This is a genomic window from Dyella sp. GSA-30 (assembly GCF_027924605.1).
Classification (GTDB): Bacteria; Pseudomonadota; Gammaproteobacteria; order Xanthomonadales; family Rhodanobacteraceae; genus GSA-30.
The window spans coordinates 3303122-3323210 of record NZ_AP027042.1 but is presented as its reverse complement, the minus strand read 5'-3'; the positions used below and the strand labels follow the sequence as shown (position 1 = coordinate 3323210).

The following is a 20089-nucleotide window of genomic DNA, read 5'->3' as shown; positions in this document are numbered from 1 at the left end:
CTTACAGCGTTGCCATGTCGATGACGAAGCGGTACTTCACATCGCTCTTCAACATGCGCTCATAGGCGTTCTCGATATCCTGCATCGCGATCATTTCGATATCGGAAGTGATGCCATGCTTGGCGCAGAAATCAAGCATTTCCTGCGTTTCGGCGATGCCGCCGATAAGCGAACCGGCGATGGACTTGCGACCGAAAATCAGCCCCATCACCGACGGTGACGGATGCGGGCTCGACGGTGCGCCGACCAGGGTAAGGGTGCCGTCGCGCTTGAGCAGGTTGGTGAAGGCATCCAGATCGTGCGACACGGCCACGGTATTGAGAATAAAGTCGAAGCTGTTGACGTGGGCGGCCATCTCATCGGCGTTGCGCGAGACAACCACTTCGTGGGCACCCAGGTCGAGCGCCGCCTGCACCTTCGACGGCGAGGTGGTGAACGCCACCACGTGCGCACCCAGCGCACGCGCCAGCTTGACACCCATATGGCCCAGGCCACCGATACCGACGACGCCCACTTTCTTGCCCGGGCCCACGTCCCAGTGGCGCAGCGGCGACCACGTGGTGATGCCAGCGCAAAGCAGCGGCGCGACCGCGGCCAAGTCGGCTTCGGCATGGCTGATCTTCAGCACGAAAGCCTGATCGACCACCACGGCGGCGGAGTAGCCGCCATAGGTGTTCTCGCCACTGCCATCGACCCAACCGTTGTACGTGCCCTGGAAGCCATGCGGGCCGCGGCAATACTGCTCCAGGCCATCGTTGCAGGAGGCGCAGGTGCGGCAGCTGTCGACCATGCAGCCGACGCCGACGATGTCACCCACCTTGAACTTGGAGACCTGGTTGCCAACGTGAGTCACGCGGCCAACGATTTCATGCCCCGGCACGCTCGGGAAACGCACGCCGCCCCACTCGCCACGTGCGGTGTGCAGGTCCGAATGGCAAACGCCGCAATAGAGGATATCGATCGCCACATCCGCGGCTCCGGGTTCGCGCCGTTCGATCGTCGTGAGCGCGAGCGGCGTGGTCGCCGTCTGGGCGGCAAAAGCCTTGGTCTGCATGGTGATTTCCTTAGCGGTTAAGAGTGAGCGAACACAACCGCGAAACTATAGGGAGCGCACATTGCTGGGTCTATGGCCTAATATCGGCATGACTTAGTGGCCATTCCCCATGAATCAACGTCCCAGCCTGACCGAACTCGGCGCCTTCACGGCGATCGTCCGCCATGCCAGCTTTCGCATCGCGGCCGACGAACTGGGCATGTCGCCCTCGACCCTCAGCCATATGATGCGGTCGCTGGAAGAGCGCCTGGGACTGCGGCTGTTCAACCGCACTACGCGCAGCGTGGCACCGACCGAGGCCGGCGCGCGGCTGTTCCGCAGCCTGACCCCGGTACTGAGCGAACTCGATCTGGCGCTGGCCGATGTCGGCACGTTTCGCGACCGCCCTTCGGGCAGCCTGCGGATCAATGCGCACGAATCGTCCGTGCGTCGATTGATGGTCAAGGTGGTTCCGGCATTTATCGCGCGCTATCCGGAAATGCATCTGGATATGGTCACCGAAGGCAAGCTGGTCGACATCGTGGCCGAAGGCTTCGATGCGGGCATTCGGCTGAGCGAGGCGATACCGCAGGATATGATCGCCATCCCGCTCGGTCGCGACGGACAGTTCCTGGCGGTGGCTTCGCCGGGTTATCTGGCTACGCACGGCACGCCAAAGACGCCCGATGAACTGGCCGCGCACCGCTGCATTCGCTTTCGACTGCCGAGCGGCAAGATCTATCGCTGGGAGTTCGAGCGTTACGACCAGGAGTTGCGACTGGATGTGTCCGGCCCGATGACGCTCGACCATATGGGCGCCATGGTCGACGCAGCCATTCAGGGATTGGGCATCGCGTATGTGTCTATCGATGCCGCGCAGGAGGCTATCGAAAGTGGGCGGTTGCAATCGATATTGACCGAATGGACGCCGCCGTTTCCTGGTGAATGTCTTTATTACCCGAGTAATCGCCTGGTACCGGCCGGGTTGCGAGCGTTTGTGGACATGATCAAGGAGCTTGGATAGTCCAGAGCGCCCCCTCACCCCAACCCTCTCCCCCGGCAAGCCAGGGGAGGGGGAGCAAAAGCGCGTGGCGTTGAAGACTTGCCTCAGTCAGCCCCCTCTCCCCTGGCTCCGCCGGGGGAGAGGATTGGGATGAGGGAGCACAAGAGGCGATGCGAAGCGAGCCTGCACGCTACTTCGTACCCAACATCTCCAACCCCACATCCTTGCACTGCGCCGCCGTCGTCAACACAGGATTGCAATGCACCGCAACCCCACCGGGCAGACCGACTTCATACCCATGCTCCGACGGCTCACGCACCGGATAATCGGTACTGATCATCTGCGCACCGCTGCTCAACACCACATCACGACGCGTGCCATCGTTACGCACACCCTGCCCCTGCGCCGGATCGTCGGCACGCGCACGCACCAGATAACCGCGACGTACCAAAGCATTGATCTCATCCGCACCGCATTCGTTGCACTCGGTAAACGCGGCATCGGGAGCGCCAGGCGTGGCATTGGTAAACGCGAGTCTGCCGTGCAATGCATCATGCCCATCGAGATAGACACTTTCGATCTTGCGCTGGTCGAGCAGGAAGACGACCTTGCCGCGCGCCTTGGCCAGGGTCGGCCAGCCACCCTTGCGCACCGCTTCGTCGAGCGTGGCGTATTTGCCGCGCACGTCATCCGGGGTCACGATCTCGCTTGCCGAAAACACCGAAGCAATTTCCTTATCGAGCGCATCGAAAACAGCCGGCGTAAACCGCTCAGGGTCTACCGTCGGAATCTTTACCTTCAACGGCTCCTCTTTGGTCTCGACCAGAATGAACAACGGCGCGTGCTTGGGATGCGCCTTCGACCACGCACGGACTTCACTGAGGCAGGCCGTGAAAGGCTGGCATACGCTGCGCTGATCGATACCCTGGATATGCATCACCTTGAAGCCGGGCTTTTCCCACGTACCGGGCGGCGCCGTCGGCGGATCATCCGGAAGGCCATTCAGGTCGACCATATGATCGATGGCCGGGTCCACATACATGCCGCCCTTGCTGTCGGAAAACACATCCAGCTCGATCTGGCGAACGCCATCGTCGAACTGACGCGTCAAGGACGGGTGGCTGTAGTTGATGGCGGCGAATTCTTTCGGCGCCTCCTTCAACATGACCTTGGTGGCACTGGGTGCGAAACCCGCGTGATAGCTGTTGTGCGTACCGACAACCTGGATTTGATTGATACGCACCGAATCATCGGTGGCAAATGCAGAAGCGGACAACGTAAGCAACGTGCCGACGATCGACCACAAGGAAGCGTGGCGCAAGATGAGCATGGTGAGTTCCTGTGCAATGGGATGGGCGGCAAGCGTCAGTGCTTGCACAGCGCAAAATCGGGGTCGGACATCGAAGGCGGCGGCGTGGTCGTGCCCCAACGCGAAGGACTCGGCCCCATCACCAGCGTCAAGGTTCCCCCGTTGGCGATGTCGCCATGCCGGAACCACGCCTTGCCCAGCGGCTCGCCATTGAGCGTGGCCGACTGCACGTAGCGGTTCACACGATCACGCGTGAAGTTCTCCGCCACGATCGTAAAGGTCTTGCCCTGCCCCAGATCGATATCCACGTGCTGAAATGAAGGCGTGCCGATCAGATAGACATCCTGGCCCGGGCTCGGATAGAAACCCATCGACTGGAAGGCATACCAGCTGGACATCGCGCCTGAGTCATCGTTGCCCGGAATGCCGCCGCGCGTATCCTTGAAGGCCTTCTGCAGAAAGGTAACGATGCGATCGACAGCGCGATCCGGCCGGCCGGCCCACAGATAAAGATCGGGAATCAGAAAGCCCGGCTCGTTGGTCACGTCGAAATGCAGGTTGTCGAACGTTGCATCGAGCCGCTTCACGAACGCCTCGTTACCGCCGGACATCGCCACCAGCTTGCGCATGTCCTGCGGCGCATACAGCGAATAGGTCCACAGATCACCTTCGTAGTAGAAGTCGGGCCAGGTACCGCGTCGCACGAGATACTGCGGCGCCCAACTGCCATCGGCGTTACGCGGCCGCAGGAAGCCACTCACGCCCTCCTGTACCTGAGTCGCATCCCATAGGTTGGCCCAGTTGCCGGCATGCTGCGTATAGAGCCTGGCCTCCTTGGCATGACCCAGACCGCAAGCCAGCTCCGCGATGGTGAAATCGTCGTACGCATATTCGACCGTGCGCGAACCGGCACGCTCGGTAGGCTGGGCGACATAACCGAGGGTGTTATAGGTGTCCAGACCGCCGCGCCCTTCCTTGCGCGCATCGGCCGGCGGCACCGTCGCGTCTTTCAACATCGCCTTGAACGCCGTGGCATAGTCGATGCCCTTGAGTCCCTTGACGTAAGCATCGGCGACCAGCACATCGGCATTGCTGCCGCCTTGCGTGCGACCATTGTCGTTGCCCACGCGCGCATCGGGCATGTAACCGGCGTGACGATAGGTATCGATCAGCGAGCGCACGATGTCACGCTGGCGATCCGGCGCGATCAGGGTCAGCAGCGGGCCCTGGCTTCGGAACGTATCCCAGATGGCCTGGAAATCGTCGTAGTACGGCTCGCTGGACGTCCATTTCGGATTTTCGCCGGTGTGGTCGGAGGGCATCATCATCGTATGGAACAGCGCCGTGTAAAACACGCGACGCTCCGCGTCGTTCGCGCCTTGAATCTCGATGCGACCGAGCGCCTGATTCCATTGCGCCGCCGCGGCCTGACGTACGGCATCGAAGTTCCAGCCGGCGATCTCCTGCACCACGTTCTGGTGCGCTTGCGCTCCGCTGACGAAGGAGATGCCAACCTTGGCCTGGATCGCCTGCCCTGCCTTGACCTGATAATCCAGTGATGCGCCCAGCGGCTGGTCGATGTCGCTATGCGCCTGCTGTGCATCGCTTAGCTGCTTGCCGAGCCAGGTTCGCGTTGCGTTTGCCGGCGTGTCGGTGACCATGTCGAAATAGACGTAGTATTCGGCGCCTTCGTTCCAGCCGCCGATATAACGGCCCACGCCTACGATCTCATTGGGCGAGACCACTTTGATCTCGCCACCCAGAAAGCGCTGCGTTTCCGGCCCCGTGCCCTTGCCCAGCAGATCGAGATCCATCGTGATGTGGGCCTCGCCGGCATCGGCGAAGGTGTAGCGATGCATACCGGTACGGCGGGTCGCCGTCAGCTCGGCCTTGACGCGATACCGGGTCAGGTCCGTCGCGTAGTAACCCGGGCTGGCCTGCTCGTCGCCGCGCGGCGAATGGATATCGGTCGGTTGCAATTCGCCCGTACTCGGCGCGACGCGGATGTTGTCGTACTTGCCCGAACCGCCGCTCAGGTGCAGGTGCGTGAAACCACGCACCTCACCCGTACTCTGGAAGCCCTTGCGATTGCCGTAACCGTGCAGGTCCGGCCCCAGCTTGACCATGCCGAACGGCACCGACGCACCCACAAAGACTTCGCCATACCAGTCTTCACCGATAAACGGATTGACGTCGGCGACATGCTCACCGGCCTGTGCCATGAGCGGCGCGCCGATCGCCATACAGGCGATCGCCAGCCCGAGTGCGCGGCGCATGCTTGAAACAAAAGGTTTCATCAATGCTTCTCTTCTTCGGTAACAGGTATCAGAAGGTGTAGGTCATCTGCAGCGTGTAGTTACGCGCCGCCAGGTAGTAGAACGTCGGATTGGTCGTCGCTCCGTTGCCCTGGATCGGCGTGCGATGGTCGAACAGGTTATTGGTCGACAGTTGCAGTCTCAGGTCAGGCGTGAATCGATAACCGATGTTCAAGTTGGCATAGTTGTAGGTCGGCAAACGCGTGTTGGCGTTGTACGTCGCACCGCTGGTCTCGCCCACGCCGGTGAAACGCGTCCCCACGTATTTGATCAGGAACGAACCGTACAACGGACCTTTGTCGTAGATAAAACCCGCATCGGCCGTGGCATTGGGCGCGTTGGCGATCTGCAGGCCCGTAGTTTTGGAATAGGCACTATTGATGCTGCCGTTCGCTGTGACGCTGAACCCCGAATCGCCAAGAAGATGGGTAACCTCGCCCTCGATACCCTTGTAGATCACGCCGCCCTGGTTGACGAACACGGAGATCAGCGAGCCGCCGGGACCGATGGGCTCTTCCACGCTGCTCACGAGATTGGAAAAATCGATGTAATACACATCGATATCCGCGACGGTGCGCGCGTCTTTCCACACCAGGCCAGCCTGGTAGTTCTTGGTCTGCTGCGGATCGACGTTGCTGCCATCGCCCTGCAGGATGTTCACCTTCGGCGCCTGGAAACCTTCAGCCCACTGCGCGTAGCCGGCGAGGTTCGGACTGAAGCGATAGTTGAACGCGACCGCTCCCAGCGTGGTACTGAAATGCCCGGCGCCACCCACGGGCAGGAAGTTCGAAACACCCTCCAGCGTGCGGTCAAAATCAATGTGCTTGATACCCGGTACGATGCTCAGGTTCTCGATCGGCCGCCACTCCACCTCGACATAACTCTGCGTGGTATTGGTGTGCTGACGGGTGTCGATGATGTTGGCGTTCGGCGTACCCGCCAATACGCGTGGTGTCATCGTCGACAGATCGACCGTGATCTGGTCCTGGTTCTGATAGGTACGTTCCGCCCAGATGCCCGCGCGCAAGGTGCTATCCAGCCAGCCGCTACCGACGTCCTTCTCCGCCTTGAGCATGTCGCCATACGCGCGATAGATGCTGTGATTGATCGCGCCTGGCACGCCACCCTTGGGCAGTAACGCCTTGTTGGGTGTATTGCCGAGCAAGTCCACACCGCCCGGGCCGCTGTCGCGCAGACCATAAGTATAGAGCTTGTTGTCGAGGCGCCAGGTGCCGTAATCGCCATGCAGCTGCAGGTACTCGAAATCGGCGTGGCGGTCGTCGATGTTGTAATTGTAGTAACCCTGCGAATTCGGGTCGTTGTTGAGACCGCCGAAATCCAAGCCGAAGCGATCGGTCTGCTTGGTAGGCTGGGCGGTGAACGTATTCCATTTCACCTTGTTGTAGTCGGCCACCAGCGTCAGCGTAGTGCTGTCGCCCAGCGGCTGCTTGATCTTGAACAGCACGTTGTCCTGGCGCAACCCGGCGAAATCGAGCAAGCCATCGGATTCGAGATGGGTGTAATTAACCGAGGCTTCCGTGCCGATCTTGTTCATCGTGCCGGTATTGGCTGTACCGGCGAGTTGCCAGGTATTGCCACTACCGAACATTGCCGACACCTGGCCTGACGGTTTGTCGGTGGTCGGCGCGGAGTAAAGCGCCACGGTGCCACCGAAGGTTGCGTTACCGAGGTTGCTCGCCGTACCAGGACCGCGGTCGACAACGACGGCATCGAGTGTCGGCGCCGGAAAAAACGCAGTCGTCGCGTGACCGAACGCACCCGGATCGCCGAACGGAATGCCATCGAACGTGACGTCGTATTCACCGTCCTGGAAACCGCGCACGGTGCCGCTCTTGCTGGACAGACCCGCGCCATTGGGCGAAGCGTTGACTGCCGATGGTGTCAGTTCGAGTACGGCGAGGTAATCGTCTTTGGGCGATGCGATCGTCTGGATGTAATTGCGATTCAACACCGATTGGGGCTCGAGCTCGGCCATGTTTCCCTGCGCCGGCGCCAATGCGGCGGCAGTGCCCGGTGGCGCTGCGTTGGGGTCATCGACCGCGGCCGATACCGAAATACCCTGAAGATTGCTGGTGTTTTGCGCGGCTGCGCCAAGTGCAGTGGCCAGGGCTGCCAAACCCAGGCCCATACGTATTGCGTGATGCATGAACGTCGAAACTCCTGCGGGTAAAGATCGCGCACTCGCCCGCACCGGTCAGCTCGATCAAGCCCGATGGGGTGTGCGAGACCTGGATGTGAGGGGTGCTACGGAAACAGTAATTAAGACTACCGTTACTTGATGACGACGCGTTGACGCTCAGATGACGCGTGACGCGATGCAGCAGATGTTGCGCATCGCCAGCCGACATAAAGAACCGTATGATTCCAGCGATGGCTTCTTTGCGACACGAACGTTCGCAGGAGCTCAGACCTCAAGGGCGACCCATGACTGACACGATGCGCCGAAAGCGACCCGGCGCGCGCACGACCAAAATTCCGCTGGATACCAAGCAGCAGCCGGTACAACAGCGTTCGGTCGAAACCTTCGAATTGATTCTCGACGTCACCTCGCATCTGCTTGGCGAAGTCGGCGTGGAGCGCCTGTCGACCAATCTGATCTGCGAAAAGGCGGGCCTGTCGCCGCCGGCGCTCTACCGTTATTTCCCCAACAAGTACGCCATTCTGAAAGAGCTTGGCGAGCGCCTGATGAAGTGTCAGAACCAAGCCTATCGCGCGTGGCTGGCGCAGGAACAAGCGCTCGACTATGACGGTTCGCGTGAAGCGACCACGCGCGGCTTGCGCGACATGCAGGCCGCGATCAACGCCGCCACCCTCGCCTTCCCGGGTTCGGCCTGGATCATGCGCGCATTGCGCGCCGTGCCGACCTTGCGTCACATCCGTCTCGACTCGCACGAGTCGGTATCGGAAACCAGCTACCAGGGCTTGCGCGATCGTTTTCCCAATGCGCGCGAAGAAGACCTGCGCTTCTCCATGCGCCTGTCCACCGAAGTGATGTATGCCGCCACCGAAATGGTGATCGATAACCCACAGCTCGACGGCGACATGATCAATGCCGAAGTCGCCGAAATGGTGGTGCGTTACTACGACAAGTTTGTCGAGGGCGAGGAGCGCTACGCCGCCACCCTGAAGAAACGAAGCTCGGCGCGTGCGGACAAGGCGCCGTCTACGCGACCGGCTCCGGCGAAAAAGCGCAAACCCAGAAGCTGATCCAGCGCCGGATATCGGCCATGGGGTTTGCGCTTTCATCGGAGCGAAGCAAACGAGACTGCGTATACGGGTGGGCTATGACTCGAACTGCAGCGCCGCCGTGAGATCGCCCGGCGCTACGCCGCCGGCGGCAAGCATCGCTTTTTCGCGCATCGCCAGGCCCGGCAGCTTGTCCAGCCCAAAGCGACGCGTGATAAAGCGGGCGATCGAACCGGTGTCGTAAACGGTGTGATCGACGAAGCCACGACGGGCAAAAGGCGATACGACCAAGGCAGGCACACGCGAACCCGGCCCCCAACGATCGCCCTTGGGCGGTGCCACGTGATCCCACCAGCCACCGTTTTCGTCGAAAGTGATCACCACCACCATCGACTGCCACTGCGGACTACGCTGCAAGGCATCGAGAACACGCGCAATATGCTGATCCCCGGCATGCACGTCGGAATACCCGGCGTGCATATTGAGATCACCTTGGGGTTTATAGAACGCTACCGGCGGCAGCTTGCCGGCTTGCGCGTCTGCAATGAAGTGATTGCTGCGTGCGATGTCGCCGGTACCGCCATCGCGCAGATGCCGCTTGCGCGCTTCGGTGCCGGGAGCCAGCTGACTGAAGTAGTTGAGCGGCTGGTGATGCATCTGGAAATTCGGCCGCTGTGGAAACTCGTTCTCGCCGCCGTCGCCATGCCCATCCAGCGCATCCTGCCAGCCACCGGCGTACCAGGCCCAGTCGATACCTTTGGCCGACAATTTGTCGCCGATGGTCTCATGGTTCTGCGGCGGTAACCGGTTGGGGCTTTTGGCATCGGCGAGTTCCGGATGCGCAGCGTCCAACGGGAACGTCGGTGCATACGGCGGACTCATGGTGTTGACCGCAAAGAAATCGGGCGTCAATGCACTGCGCGAGGCAAAACGAGGTATGCCGGCCATCGCACTCTTCGGCGAATTCTCTGCCAGTTTCAGGTGAATGTCGGTCGGGTCGTCGCTTTCCAGCTCGGCGATCAGCATCTTGGCCGGACTCTGGGCCGCATCGGGATAGAACCCCGGCTGCGCAGCGACAAGATACTGGTGATTCAGGAACGAACCGCCAAACGTGCCCATAAAGAAGTTGTCGCATAACGTGTACTGCTTGGCGACCTGCCACAGACGCAGGTTGATATGGGTATCGCCATAGCGCCCCATCACCATCGCGCCCGAATCGCCCCAACCGACAAAGCCGTCGTTCTTACCGCCGTTGATCTGCAACTGGTTCTGATAGAACGAGTGCCACAAGTCGCGCGTGATCAGACCATGCGGCAGCGGCTGGCCATCCGCTGTTTTCAGGGTGAAAGGCGCGTTGGCCAATCCCGTGATATCCGATTCCTTGATCACATGCTTGCGATGATCGGCGACCTGCTCCCACGGCACCATGCCACCCCAGATCGGCGGCAATGTCTTCAGCAACGTGCCGTCGCGATCACGCTGTTCGTACTCGTGGGGCTGCAAGGATGAAAGCGGCTTTTCCAGCCCAGGGAAATCGGCGAACAGATTGTTGAAGCTGCGATTCTCCGCGTAGATCACCACCACATGCTGGACATGCTTGCGCAGTTGCGCATCGAGGTCGCCACTCGCGTGGCTTTGTGCGGCCGGCTTGACAGCATGCGCCAACACTTCGCCGCCACCGGCTGCGATGGCCGCGCCAGCCAGCGCCATGCCACCAAGGAGACGACGTCGGTTCGGATCGATGGGCGTGTCGGACGGGAGCTGAGACGGATCTTCAGGTTTCTTTGTGGACATGGGGAACAAGCAAAAGGTGGATGTCGAATCGGCGCGTGCCGGGGAACACGCGCGATGAGAGGGCGTCGATAGCGCAAGCTAGCCTATGCCGCCTGCGCTTCACCCTTGTTACAGAGGGTATACGGACATCCGGACGTCTATTTTTTCTTGCGTTGTTTCTTGAATAGCTGAGTTGAGTTATTCGTTGCGTCATGGCTGATCGCGACCTCAGTCGCGACCGCCGCGCCACAACACTCTTACCCCGCCGAGCAACTCGACCGACTGTTATCGGCAATACCCGCAATCAGCCAGCGCCCCTCGATCCGCACGAGATTCACCACATCGGTCCCGCAGTGCTTGACCTGCCCGTTGATCAAAAACTCGTAAGGCGCCCAGACCATGGCGATATCCCCATCGATACGAATCAGCGGATCGTGAATACGCTCCTGGATCTTGTCCTTGCCCGGCTTGATGTGATTGGCAAAGTCGCCCAGGGTCATGCGCACGACCTTGCCGTCACGTAGTAAAGCCACACTCCCTTCGGGCTGCACCGGTGCAAGCATGGCATCGCGATCGTACTTGGCCATGCCGTCGAACAGCGCCTGGATCGGCACCAGCACGGCTTTCTCTTCGCTCGTGTCGGCCCGAACGGGCGACATCGCGAGAACAGCAGCAATAACGACGGCGACGGTGACAAACGATTTGCAGATCATACGAACCCCGGGACGTGGCAACGGTGATACATCTTATGTCCGTTTCCGCAACGCTGCCCCTGCCTAAAGGGGGTAGCGCGCGGCGATCTCTCGAATGATTCGATGGATATTGCGCGCGCGGCCCATGGCCATGCTGCCGCGCAGCTCGTCCAGCAAGCTCACATCGCTGGCCTTTTCCGGCGAGCGCCTGGCCATGCGCATGCGATCGGCCCTGCGCAGGCGATAACGCCTTGCACGCTCGGCCGGAGTCAGCGGCCGGCCAAACAACGATGGACGACCCGCTCGCGCTCGAAAGCGCAATTCGAGTGTGCCGGGGTCTTTTGCATCACGCATCACGATTCCTTCTTATGTCGTTGGCCGCATAATATTGTGACGCATCACTATATTCAAGCAGAAAGTACAGCGCCGCGTAACGAAAATCGGCAAATTCCCTTGAAATTGGGGCGCGCCGTGGTGAGCGCTTTATTTTTGTGACGTCACTTTTTCGCGTCACGAATCCCGGACTTCGTCTTGGTCACAACACTGACGCATTGCCTTGCGATTGTTATGTTATAACAGCATCTCAAGGGGGCCATCGCCATGCACTATTTCGATTTCACACGCACACGCCGGGCCATTGGCCTGGGCTTTCTCTTCACGAGCCTCGTTCTGAGCCCGGCCACCCAGCTATCCGCGCGACATGCGCCGGATCAGGCCGCGCCGGATTTTCAGATCGTCGAAAGCGTGCCCGAAGCGAGCGTTTATGGTGAGCCCGGGGTTGCCCGGACACAGGCCGTATGGCTGCAGATGATCGGCAGCGCCAAGCAGAGCGTCGATATTGCGGCGTTCTATATTTCCGACAAACCAGGTAGCCAGTTTGCCGCGGTCGTCGATGCCTTCATCGCCAAGGCAAAGGCCGGGGTCAAGCTGCGTCTGCTGGTAGACCAAACCTTTCTCAAGGACAACCAGGAAAGCGTAACGCGCCTGCGCGGCATCGATGGGATCGAAGTGCGCGAGCTCCCCGTGGAAAAGCTGACCGGCGGCGTGCTACACGCCAAGTACATGGTGGTCGACAACAGCGTCGTCTTCGTGGGCAGCCAGAACTGGGATTGGCGCGCCATCGACCAGATTCACGAGATCGGCGCACGCATCGCCAATCCACGTCTGGCGCAGACATTCGGCGCGGCATTCGATTTTGACTGGCAAGTCGCCGGCAAGCCCGACCTGCCCAAAGCCGCCGAACAAGCGACCAGGCCACTACCCTTCGCGCCCGTCACCAGCGACAACCCAGTCATCCTGCATGGCGATGGCGGCACGGTGCTGACCGCGTTCCCCGCATTCAGCCCGCCCTCGCTCACACCCTACGCGTTGACTGCCGAGCAGCCGGCGCTGGTGCGGATGATCGACCAGAGCCAACACATGCTGCGCATCCAGGTCATGACGCTGTCGGCGATTCGTCAGTACGGACCGAAGGGCTGGTGGGCGGAGGTGGATACCGCATTACGCAATGCCGCGGCGCGTGGTGTGCAGGTGCATATCATCGTGGCGGACTGGGCCTTGCACGAACCCATGCAGTCGTATTTGAAAAGCCTTGCCGTACTGCCCAACGTGGCGATCAAATTCACCCAGTTGCCACCCTCTCCGCAAGGCTTTATCCCCTACGCACGCGTAGAACATGCCAAGTATGCGGTGGCCGATGACCGTAGCGTCTATATCGGCACGGGCAACTGGGAATGGAGTTATTTCAACAATACGGTGGATGCATCGATCTTTGTGCAGGGCGAGGCACCCGCGAAGACGCTGACCCAGATTTTCGAGCGGGATTGGAACGGCCCCTATGCGAAGGCGCTCGAGGTCGACCAGCACTACGAAGCGCCACGCAATCACTGATCCGAACCGCTCCGACGGTGGTACCTTAAGCGATAAACCCACCCCGTCGGAGCTGACCATGAGCAAGAACGATGTGAAACGCGAACAGCAACTGCAGAAGCGCCGCAACGCGCCGCTAGCCACGCCGACCGATCTGTCCGCCAAGGCGACCCGTGACCTGAGCGCCGCCTTGAACGTCGCCCTCGCCGATGTGTTTGCCCTGTACCTGAAGACCAAGAATTTTCATTGGCATATGAGCGGCCCCCATTTCCGTGACTACCACCTCCTGCTGGACGATCAGGCTTCGCAGATCTTTGCGATGACCGACGACATCGCCGAGCGCGTGCGCAAGATCGGCGGCCGCACCCTTACCTCGATCGGCAGCATCGCGAAACATCAGCGCCTATCGGACAACGATGCCGAGTATGTACAGCCCGAAGACATGCTTGCCGAGCTGCGCGAAGACAACAAGACGTTGACCGGCTATCTGCGCAAGGTGCACGACTTGTGCGACGAGCATAAGGACGTTGCGACCGCCAGCCTGATCGAGAACTGGATCGACGAGTCGGAACGTCGGATGTGGTTTCTTTTTGAGGTGACGCGGAGTCATACCGGGGGTTGAGTATTTGAGACCCCCCCTCACCCCAGCCCTCTCCCCCGGCAGAGCCAGGGGAGAGGGAGCAAAAGCGCGTAGCCTTGAAAGCTTGCCTCAATGCGCCCCCTCTCCCCTGGCTCTGCCGGGGGAGAGGGTTGGGGTGAGGGGGCGCAAGAGGCGATGCGAAGCGAGCCTACTGCACGACCGCCACGGCACTAACCTCGATCATCACATCCTTGCGAAACAGACTCTTCACCTCGACGAGACTCGCCGCAGGCAATGGCGCCGACATATATTGATCGCGCACTTTTCGATACGCATCGATCTGCGACACGTCCGTAAGATAGGTCGTCATGTCGACCACATCCGCATAGCTCGCACCAACCGCACTCAACGCGGCCTTCATATTTTCAAATACCTGCCGAGCCTGGGCGGCCAGATCTCCCGCCCCCACAAGCGCCCCATTCCGATCAAGCGGCACCTGCCCAGCCACATAAACCGTTCGGCCACTGCGCACGACGACCACGTGCGAATACCCGTGGGGCGTACTCAATGCCGGCGGGTTGATGTGCTGGACCGGGGCATTGGTCGCAACCGCCGCGGCCGTCCAAAGCAAAGACAAAGCAACAAGTATCCGCTTCATATAGCCCGCCGCCGAGCCACCTCGGCAGGCGTCACGGTTCCTGTCTTGGCGCCAAAATGCGAAATCACGTAGTTCGCCAGCGCCGCGACTTCCGTATCCGAATACGCCTTGCCGAAAGCGGGCATGAAGACATCCTGATCGCCAATGCGCAATTTGGAACCGTTGAGGATCACCTGGGTGACGTTGGTTCCGGCCGGATCGTTGACGCCACGCGTGCCCAATAGCGAGGCGTAGCTGGTCTGCTGGCCCTTGCCGTTCCACTGGTGACAACTCGCGCATGCGCCTTCGAACAGCTGCATGCCCAGGTGCTGGCTATCGGCGGAGTCGCCGCCGGGCGCCGCGTCGGTGGATGCGAGTGCGGGCGCCGCCTTGGCGTCGACGCTGATCGGGTCCTTGCCGGAGTTCGCCGGCACGCCGCGCAGATAGGTCACCAGAGCGGCGGTGTCTTCCGGCTTCAAATACTGCAGGCTGTTCTCGATCGCCTCGCCCATCGGACCGGACGCCGAACCACGCCCCTGCGCATGACCGGTGCTGAGATAGCTCGCCAGCTCCGCTTCGCTCCATGCACCGACGCCATGATCGGGGTCGGAGGTGATGTCATAGGCACGCCAGCCCTGCAGCGATTCGCCGGACAATGCGCTGCCGTTCTTCAATCCAAAGGCAAAGTTGCGCGGCGTATGACATTCCGCACAATGACCCAGCGCATTGGCCAGATACGCGCCGCTATTCCATTGCGGCGACTTCGATGTATCGGCAACGAAGCGCTGGCTCTTGAAGAACCCTGCGTTCCAGAAACCCATCGCCCAGCGCTGATTGAACGGGAAACCGAGTTCGTTGGCGCGATCTTCCTGGTGAATCTTTGGCAGGCTGAACAAGTAGGCCTTGATCGCCAGCACGTCGCCACGGCTCAGCTGCGTATAAGAGGTATACGGAAATGCCGGATACAGATGCGCGCCGTCCTTGCGCACGCCTTCGCGCACCGCGCGCACGAAGTCGTCGTCGCTCCAGCTACCGATGCCGGTCGCCTCGTCGGCCGTGATATTGCTCGAATAAATCGTGCCGAACGGCAACTTGAAGGCCACGCCACCGGCGAAAGGCTTATCGGAACCAGGCACCGTGTGGCAGGCAGTGCAATCGGCCGCCTTGGCCAGGTACTCGCCACGCGCTATTGGATCGGAACCGGATGGCGCACCGACAATGACGGGCGCCGCACCTTCGGCGGGGTCGGTGCGGTTGAGCAAGACATAGGCCACGCCGCCGATAACGATGAGCAGGACGATGATCAGAAAGAAACGTTTCATGCCACGTCCCTCCCCTTGCCAGATTCCAATGACACGACGTGCTGCATGGCATCGCCACTCTGCACCAGCAGCGTGCGATCGACCGGAAGCTTGTAGAGACGCACGCCGGTTGCCGCAAAAATCGCGTTCGCCAACGCCGGCGCGGCGATCGCCGTGCCGACCTCGCCGAGCCCACCCGGCGCTTCGTCGTTCTCGATCCGATGCACTTCGACGACCGGCGTCTGGTTGATGCGCAGATTGCGATAGTCGTGGAAGTTGCTTTGCTCGATCGCTCCATTCTTGAGCGTGATTTCGCTATACAGCGCCGCGCTCAGGCCAAACAGCAGGCCACCCTGAACCTGGGCCTCGATCGAACTGATATTGATCGCGATACCGCAGTCCAAAGCCACCACCGCCTTGCGCATGACCACTTCGCCTTGCGGCGTGACCTCCGCCTCCACGATTGCGCAGACACGGCTGCCGAACGGTTCGCCCAATGCGATCCCGCGACCCACGCGCGCGGGCAACGGTTGGCTGCCCCAGCCGATTTTTTCGGCAGCCGTATTGAGCACTTTCAGACTGCGCGGATTCTTCTGCAGCAAGGATTGGCGATAGGCCAACGGGTCCTTGCCAGCCTTGTGCGCCAGCTCGTCGATAAAGCTTTCGAACGAAAACAGATTGTGCGTAGGCCCGACCCCACGCCACCAGCCGACGACAAGACCGGGCGGCATATCGTGGCGGATCCATTCGATCTTTGTATTTGGAATGTCGTAAGGCGTTTCCACCAGACATTCGACAGCGTCGCTGTCGAGGCCATTCTTGCCCATCGCACCAGGCGCCCAACGACCAAGCACGGTACCGCCGCTGGTGCGATCACCGAACCACAAAGGCTTGCCGTCGGCATCGACCACCGCCGTCAGCAGATCGTGATACATCGGGCGCACGCGGTCATGCCGGATATCTTCTTCGCGTGTCCAGATCACCTTAACCGGATAGGACACCTGCTTGGCGATCGCCACGGCCTGCTCGACCGAATCGGTTTCCAGGCGTCGGCCGAAACCGCCGCCCAGATATTGGTTGTGCACGACGACCTTGTCGGCGGCAAGACCGGTGATCTTGGCGGCCACATCGACCACGCGCATCGGCACCTGTGTGCCTACCCAGATTTCGCACTTGTCCGAGGTCACGAACACCGTCGTATTGAGTGGCTCCATGGTGGCGTGAGCGAGCATCGGCAGCTGATAGGTCGAGGCGACGGTCGTACCGCCTTCGGGCCGCTTGCCGACTTCCTTGGCGACGATGGACTTGCCGTTCTGCGCGCTGTCGGCCAGTGCATCGCGCAACTGCTGCGTGGTGAGCTTGGCGTTCTCACCCAGATTCCACTGGATGTCCAGCGCTTCCAGACCGCGCTTGGCGGCCCAGAAGTGATCACCGATGACCGCGACGGAATCTTCGGTATGAATGACGTCGACCACACCGGGAATCGCGCGCGCCGGCTTGTCGTCGACGGAGACGAACTTTCCGTTCAATGTCGGGCATGCCTTGACCGCGGCGACTTTCATGCCAGGCAGCCGCACGTCGATACCGAACTGGGTCGCGCCTTTCACCTTGTCGGCCGAGTCGACGCGACGCAGCGGCTTGCCGATCAGGGTGAAATCCTTGGGATCTTTCAGTTGCACCTTGTCAGGCAGCGGCAGCTTGCCGGCCGCCGTGGCCAGCGAGCCATAACTGGCGCTGCGACCGGATGCCTGATGATGCACGGCGCCGCGATCGACCGAGCAGGTCGACGGATCGACCTGCCACTGTGTCGCCGCCGCGCTGACCAGCAGGGTTCGCGCCACCGCACCAGCCTCGCGCAATACCGGCCAGGTAGCGCGCGTGCTGGTGGAGCCGCCGGTAATCTGTCCGCCAAGCGCGGGAATGCCATAGAGCTGATCGCTGGGCGGCGAGGCTTCGACCTTGATCTGATCCAGGCCGACGCCGAGTTCTTCGGCGATCATCATGCTCATGCCGGTATAGATCGCCTGCCCCATCTCCACCGAGGGCATGACCAGGCGAATGCTGCCGTCGGTGTCGATGCGGATAAAGGCATTGGGCGCGAACGGCGGGTTGCCATCGGCCGCTGCGGCCTCCGCATCGCCCGGCTGGCGACGCGCACTGATACTGGCCGATGCGATGCCGCTGCCGCCCAGCCACAGGAAGGCAATGGCCAGGCCGGTGTGCTGGAGCGCGCGACGACGGCTGATGTCGATCGACTCATCGGTCGGCAGATGTTGCGTGTCGTTGCTCATGACGCGGCTCCTTGCGGTGCGGTCACGATGGTCTGCAGGATATCGAGCTTGCCGGTAGCAGCCTGCTTGATCGCCGCACGGATGCGCACGTAGGTACCGCAGCGGCAAATATTGCCGGACATGGCCGCATCGATATCCGCATCGCTGGGATTGGCGGTGCGATTGAGCAAGGCCGTCGCCGACATGATCTGGCCCGATTGGCAGTAACCGCATTGCACGACGTCGACCTCGAGCCAGGCCTGCTGCACTTTGGCGCCATTGGGCGTGTTGCCCACCGCTTCGATGGTGGTGATGGCCTTGCTACCGATCGAGCCGACCGGCAATACGCAAGAACGTACCGGCTGGCCATCCAGATGAACGGTGCAGGCGCCGCACTGCGCAATCCCGCAGCCGAACTTGGTCCCGGTAAGCCCGATGACGTCGCGCAATACCCATAGCAGCGGCATGTCGGGCGGAACGTCGACCTGGTGCGACTGACCATTGACGGACAAGGACAACATAGATATCTCCCAGTTTGATTCGGTCTCAATCCCTGAGAGGCATTAGGCCGAGGACCCTCCGCTAATGGGCCATTAAAGCACTCGCTTGAGCACAAAAAAACTAACTTGATCTTTAAGTGGCTTGTTTGTGTTGCGTGCCATGCTCAGATGTAAAGGCGGCGTGTAGAAACGCCTCCTATCCGTCATCCCGGCGCAGGTCGGGATCCAGTGACGTTAGTGGTAGGTTGTCGTGTCAGAGCCCGAACGCATTTGCGAAGACCGACCACTGGAGCCACTGGGTCCCGGCCTGCGCCGGGATGACGAATAGGAGATGTTTTCGAAACTCCCTTCCAGCCGCGCTAAACTGCCAGCCCGTTTCAAGTCCGGAGTCGATACGTGGAGGGACCGATCAGCGTGGCGGCCGCCGAGGCCTTGATCGAAGCGCATATGCCGCGTTTTGCCACCGAGCGCATTCCGCTGGCGCTGGCGCAAGGCCGCGTATTACGCCAGGACATCCGTGCCGATCGCGATCAACCGCCCTTCGACCGCGTCATGATGGACGGCATCGCCATCCGCCACGAAGTGTCGCTTGCGCGCTATCGCATCGCCGGCACTCAGCTGGCCGGCGAGACCGCCATGACCCTCGCGACGACGGGCGACTGCCTGGAAGTGATGACCGGCGCCATGTTGCCGCAAGGCGCCGATACGGTGGTGCCGGTCGAAAGCCTGCGCAAGTCGGAAGGCTACGCCAACCTGACGGCCGGCGCGGTAAACGCCGTGGGACAGTTCGTGCATCGCCGCGGCTCGGACTGCCGCGAAGGCGATCTGCTGTTGTCGCCGGGGCGGATGCTGCGCGCACCGGAAATCGCCGTGCTGGCTACCAATGGTATCGCCGATGTCGAGGTTTCCCGCCTGCCCGCCATTGCCGTCGTGTCGACCGGCGACGAACTGGTCGACATCGATGCGCAACCGGAACCTTGGCAGATCCGACGCTCCAACGACCATGCCATCGCCGCGGCACTGCGCGATGCCCATTTTGGCGAGGTGTCGGTGCATCACGTCACCGATGAGCGTAAACGCATCCTGGGTTTGCTCGACGAGCTGCTGCGACACCGTGACGTGATCGTGCTGTGCGGCGGCGTCTCGATGGGGCAGCGCGATTACATCCCGAGTGCGCTGGAAACACTGGGTGTCAAACAAGTCTTCCACAAGATCGCGCAACGGCCCGGAAAACCGATGTGGTTCGGCATCGCCCCGGGCGACAAACCGGTCTTTGCCCTGCCCGGTAATCCCGTCTCCGCGCTCGTATGCACGCTGCGCTACGTGCTACCCGCATTGCGCGCCGCCAGCGGCATGCCGGCATCGCGGCCACGCGCGGTAACCCTCGCCGCGCCGCTGACCACCCATGCCAGCCTTACCTGCTTCATTCCCGTCGCACTCGAAGACGGTGACGATGGCCGCCTGATGGCGCAACCCGTACCGTCGGCGACGTCCGGTGATTTCGCTTCGCTGGTGCGCACGGATGGCATTATCGAGCTACCACCGAATGCGTCGCCGTTCGAAGCGGGTTTTACGGCGCCCTTTCGCGCATGGTCATGAC

At 61.2% G+C, this 20089-nt stretch carries 16 protein-coding genes; 5 read left to right on the top strand and 11 right to left on the bottom strand.

Annotated features, from left to right (window positions below; genetic code table 11):
* Position 1: 1 nt before the first annotated feature.
* Positions 2–1054, bottom strand: a complete 1053-nt coding sequence (locus tag QMG46_RS14645; RefSeq protein ID WP_281848566.1) for an NAD(P)-dependent alcohol dehydrogenase — start codon at positions 1052–1054, stop codon at positions 2–4.
* A gap of 109 nt (positions 1055–1163) precedes the next feature.
* Here QMG46_RS14645 and QMG46_RS14640 point away from each other — a divergent pair, with 109 nt between their 5' ends.
* Positions 1164–2057, top strand: coding sequence for a LysR family transcriptional regulator (locus QMG46_RS14640; RefSeq protein ID WP_281848565.1), 894 nt, complete (start codon positions 1164–1166; stop codon positions 2055–2057).
* 169 nt (positions 2058–2226) lie between these two features.
* Here QMG46_RS14640 and QMG46_RS14635 read toward each other — a convergent pair whose 3' ends face one another.
* From QMG46_RS14635 to QMG46_RS14625, 3 genes are read right to left on the bottom strand one after another with little or no spacing between them, the layout of a single operon-like run.
* Positions 2227–3366, bottom strand: coding sequence for a phosphatidylinositol-specific phospholipase C1-like protein (locus tag QMG46_RS14635; RefSeq protein WP_281848564.1), 1140 nt, complete (start codon positions 3364–3366; stop codon positions 2227–2229).
* A gap of 35 nt (positions 3367–3401) precedes the next feature.
* Entirely contained in the window at positions 3402–5642 is a 2241-nt protein-coding gene (locus tag QMG46_RS14630; RefSeq protein ID WP_281848563.1) for a GH92 family glycosyl hydrolase, read from the bottom strand.
* A 28-nt stretch (positions 5643–5670) separates the two neighbouring features.
* The gene (locus QMG46_RS14625; RefSeq protein ID WP_281848562.1) at positions 5671–7827 is read right to left on the bottom strand and encodes a TonB-dependent receptor; all 2157 of its coding nucleotides are present in this window, start codon (positions 7825–7827) and stop codon (positions 5671–5673) included.
* 278 nt (positions 7828–8105) lie between these two features.
* Here QMG46_RS14625 and QMG46_RS14620 point away from each other — a divergent pair, with 278 nt between their 5' ends.
* On the top strand, positions 8106–8888 hold the full coding sequence (locus tag QMG46_RS14620) for a TetR/AcrR family transcriptional regulator (protein WP_281848561.1): 783 nt from the start codon (positions 8106–8108) through the stop codon (positions 8886–8888).
* Positions 8889–8963: 75 nt separating this feature from the next.
* Here the strand turns inward: QMG46_RS14620 and acpA are convergent, their stop codons facing one another.
* From acpA to QMG46_RS14605, 3 genes are all read right to left on the bottom strand, one after another.
* Entirely contained in the window at positions 8964–10661 is a 1698-nt protein-coding gene (acpA, locus tag QMG46_RS14615; protein ID WP_281848560.1) for an acid phosphatase, read from the bottom strand.
* 236 nt (positions 10662–10897) lie between these two features.
* Complete coding sequence (locus QMG46_RS14610; RefSeq protein WP_281848559.1) at positions 10898–11353, bottom strand: nuclear transport factor 2 family protein; 456 nt, start codon at positions 11351–11353, stop codon at positions 10898–10900.
* Positions 11354–11416: 63 nt separating this feature from the next.
* Positions 11417–11686 (bottom strand): hypothetical protein, encoded by a 270-nt coding sequence (locus tag QMG46_RS14605; RefSeq protein WP_281848558.1) that lies wholly within the window; start codon positions 11684–11686, stop codon positions 11417–11419.
* A gap of 246 nt (positions 11687–11932) precedes the next feature.
* Here QMG46_RS14605 and QMG46_RS14600 point away from each other — a divergent pair, with 246 nt between their 5' ends.
* Both QMG46_RS14600 and QMG46_RS14595 read left to right on the top strand, forming a co-directional pair.
* Positions 11933–13222: a phospholipase D-like domain-containing protein gene (locus QMG46_RS14600; RefSeq protein ID WP_281848557.1), complete on the top strand. Its 1290-nt coding sequence runs from the start codon at positions 11933–11935 to the stop codon at positions 13220–13222.
* A 58-nt stretch (positions 13223–13280) separates the two neighbouring features.
* Positions 13281–13823: a Dps family protein gene (locus QMG46_RS14595; protein WP_281848556.1), complete on the top strand. Its 543-nt coding sequence runs from the start codon at positions 13281–13283 to the stop codon at positions 13821–13823.
* Between the two features lie 166 nt (positions 13824–13989).
* Here the strand turns inward: QMG46_RS14595 and QMG46_RS14590 are convergent, their stop codons facing one another.
* From QMG46_RS14590 to QMG46_RS14575, 4 genes are read right to left on the bottom strand one after another with little or no spacing between them, the layout of a single operon-like run.
* Positions 13990–14439 (bottom strand): RidA family protein, encoded by a 450-nt coding sequence (locus QMG46_RS14590; RefSeq protein WP_281848555.1) that lies wholly within the window; start codon positions 14437–14439, stop codon positions 13990–13992.
* Positions 14436–15740 carry a c-type cytochrome gene (locus QMG46_RS14585; protein ID WP_281848554.1) on the bottom strand — a complete coding sequence of 435 codons (1305 nt, stop codon included), beginning with the start codon at positions 15738–15740 and terminating at the stop codon, positions 14436–14438. Before QMG46_RS14585 ends, QMG46_RS14590 begins: the two co-directional genes overlap by 4 nt.
* The gene (locus QMG46_RS14580) at positions 15737–18010 is read right to left on the bottom strand and encodes a xanthine dehydrogenase family protein molybdopterin-binding subunit (protein ID WP_281848553.1); all 2274 of its coding nucleotides are present in this window, start codon (positions 18008–18010) and stop codon (positions 15737–15739) included. The genes QMG46_RS14585 and QMG46_RS14580 overlap by 4 nt, the downstream gene beginning before the upstream one ends.
* Positions 18007–18510, bottom strand: a complete 504-nt coding sequence (locus tag QMG46_RS14575; RefSeq protein ID WP_281848552.1) for a (2Fe-2S)-binding protein — start codon at positions 18508–18510, stop codon at positions 18007–18009. Before QMG46_RS14575 ends, QMG46_RS14580 begins: the two co-directional genes overlap by 4 nt.
* Positions 18511–18885: 375 nt before the next feature.
* Between QMG46_RS14575 and QMG46_RS14570 the strand changes: the two genes are divergently transcribed.
* On the top strand, positions 18886–20088 hold the full coding sequence (locus QMG46_RS14570) for a molybdopterin molybdotransferase MoeA (protein ID WP_281848551.1): 1203 nt from the start codon (positions 18886–18888) through the stop codon (positions 20086–20088).
* The last annotated feature ends 1 nt before the right edge of the window (position 20089 follow it).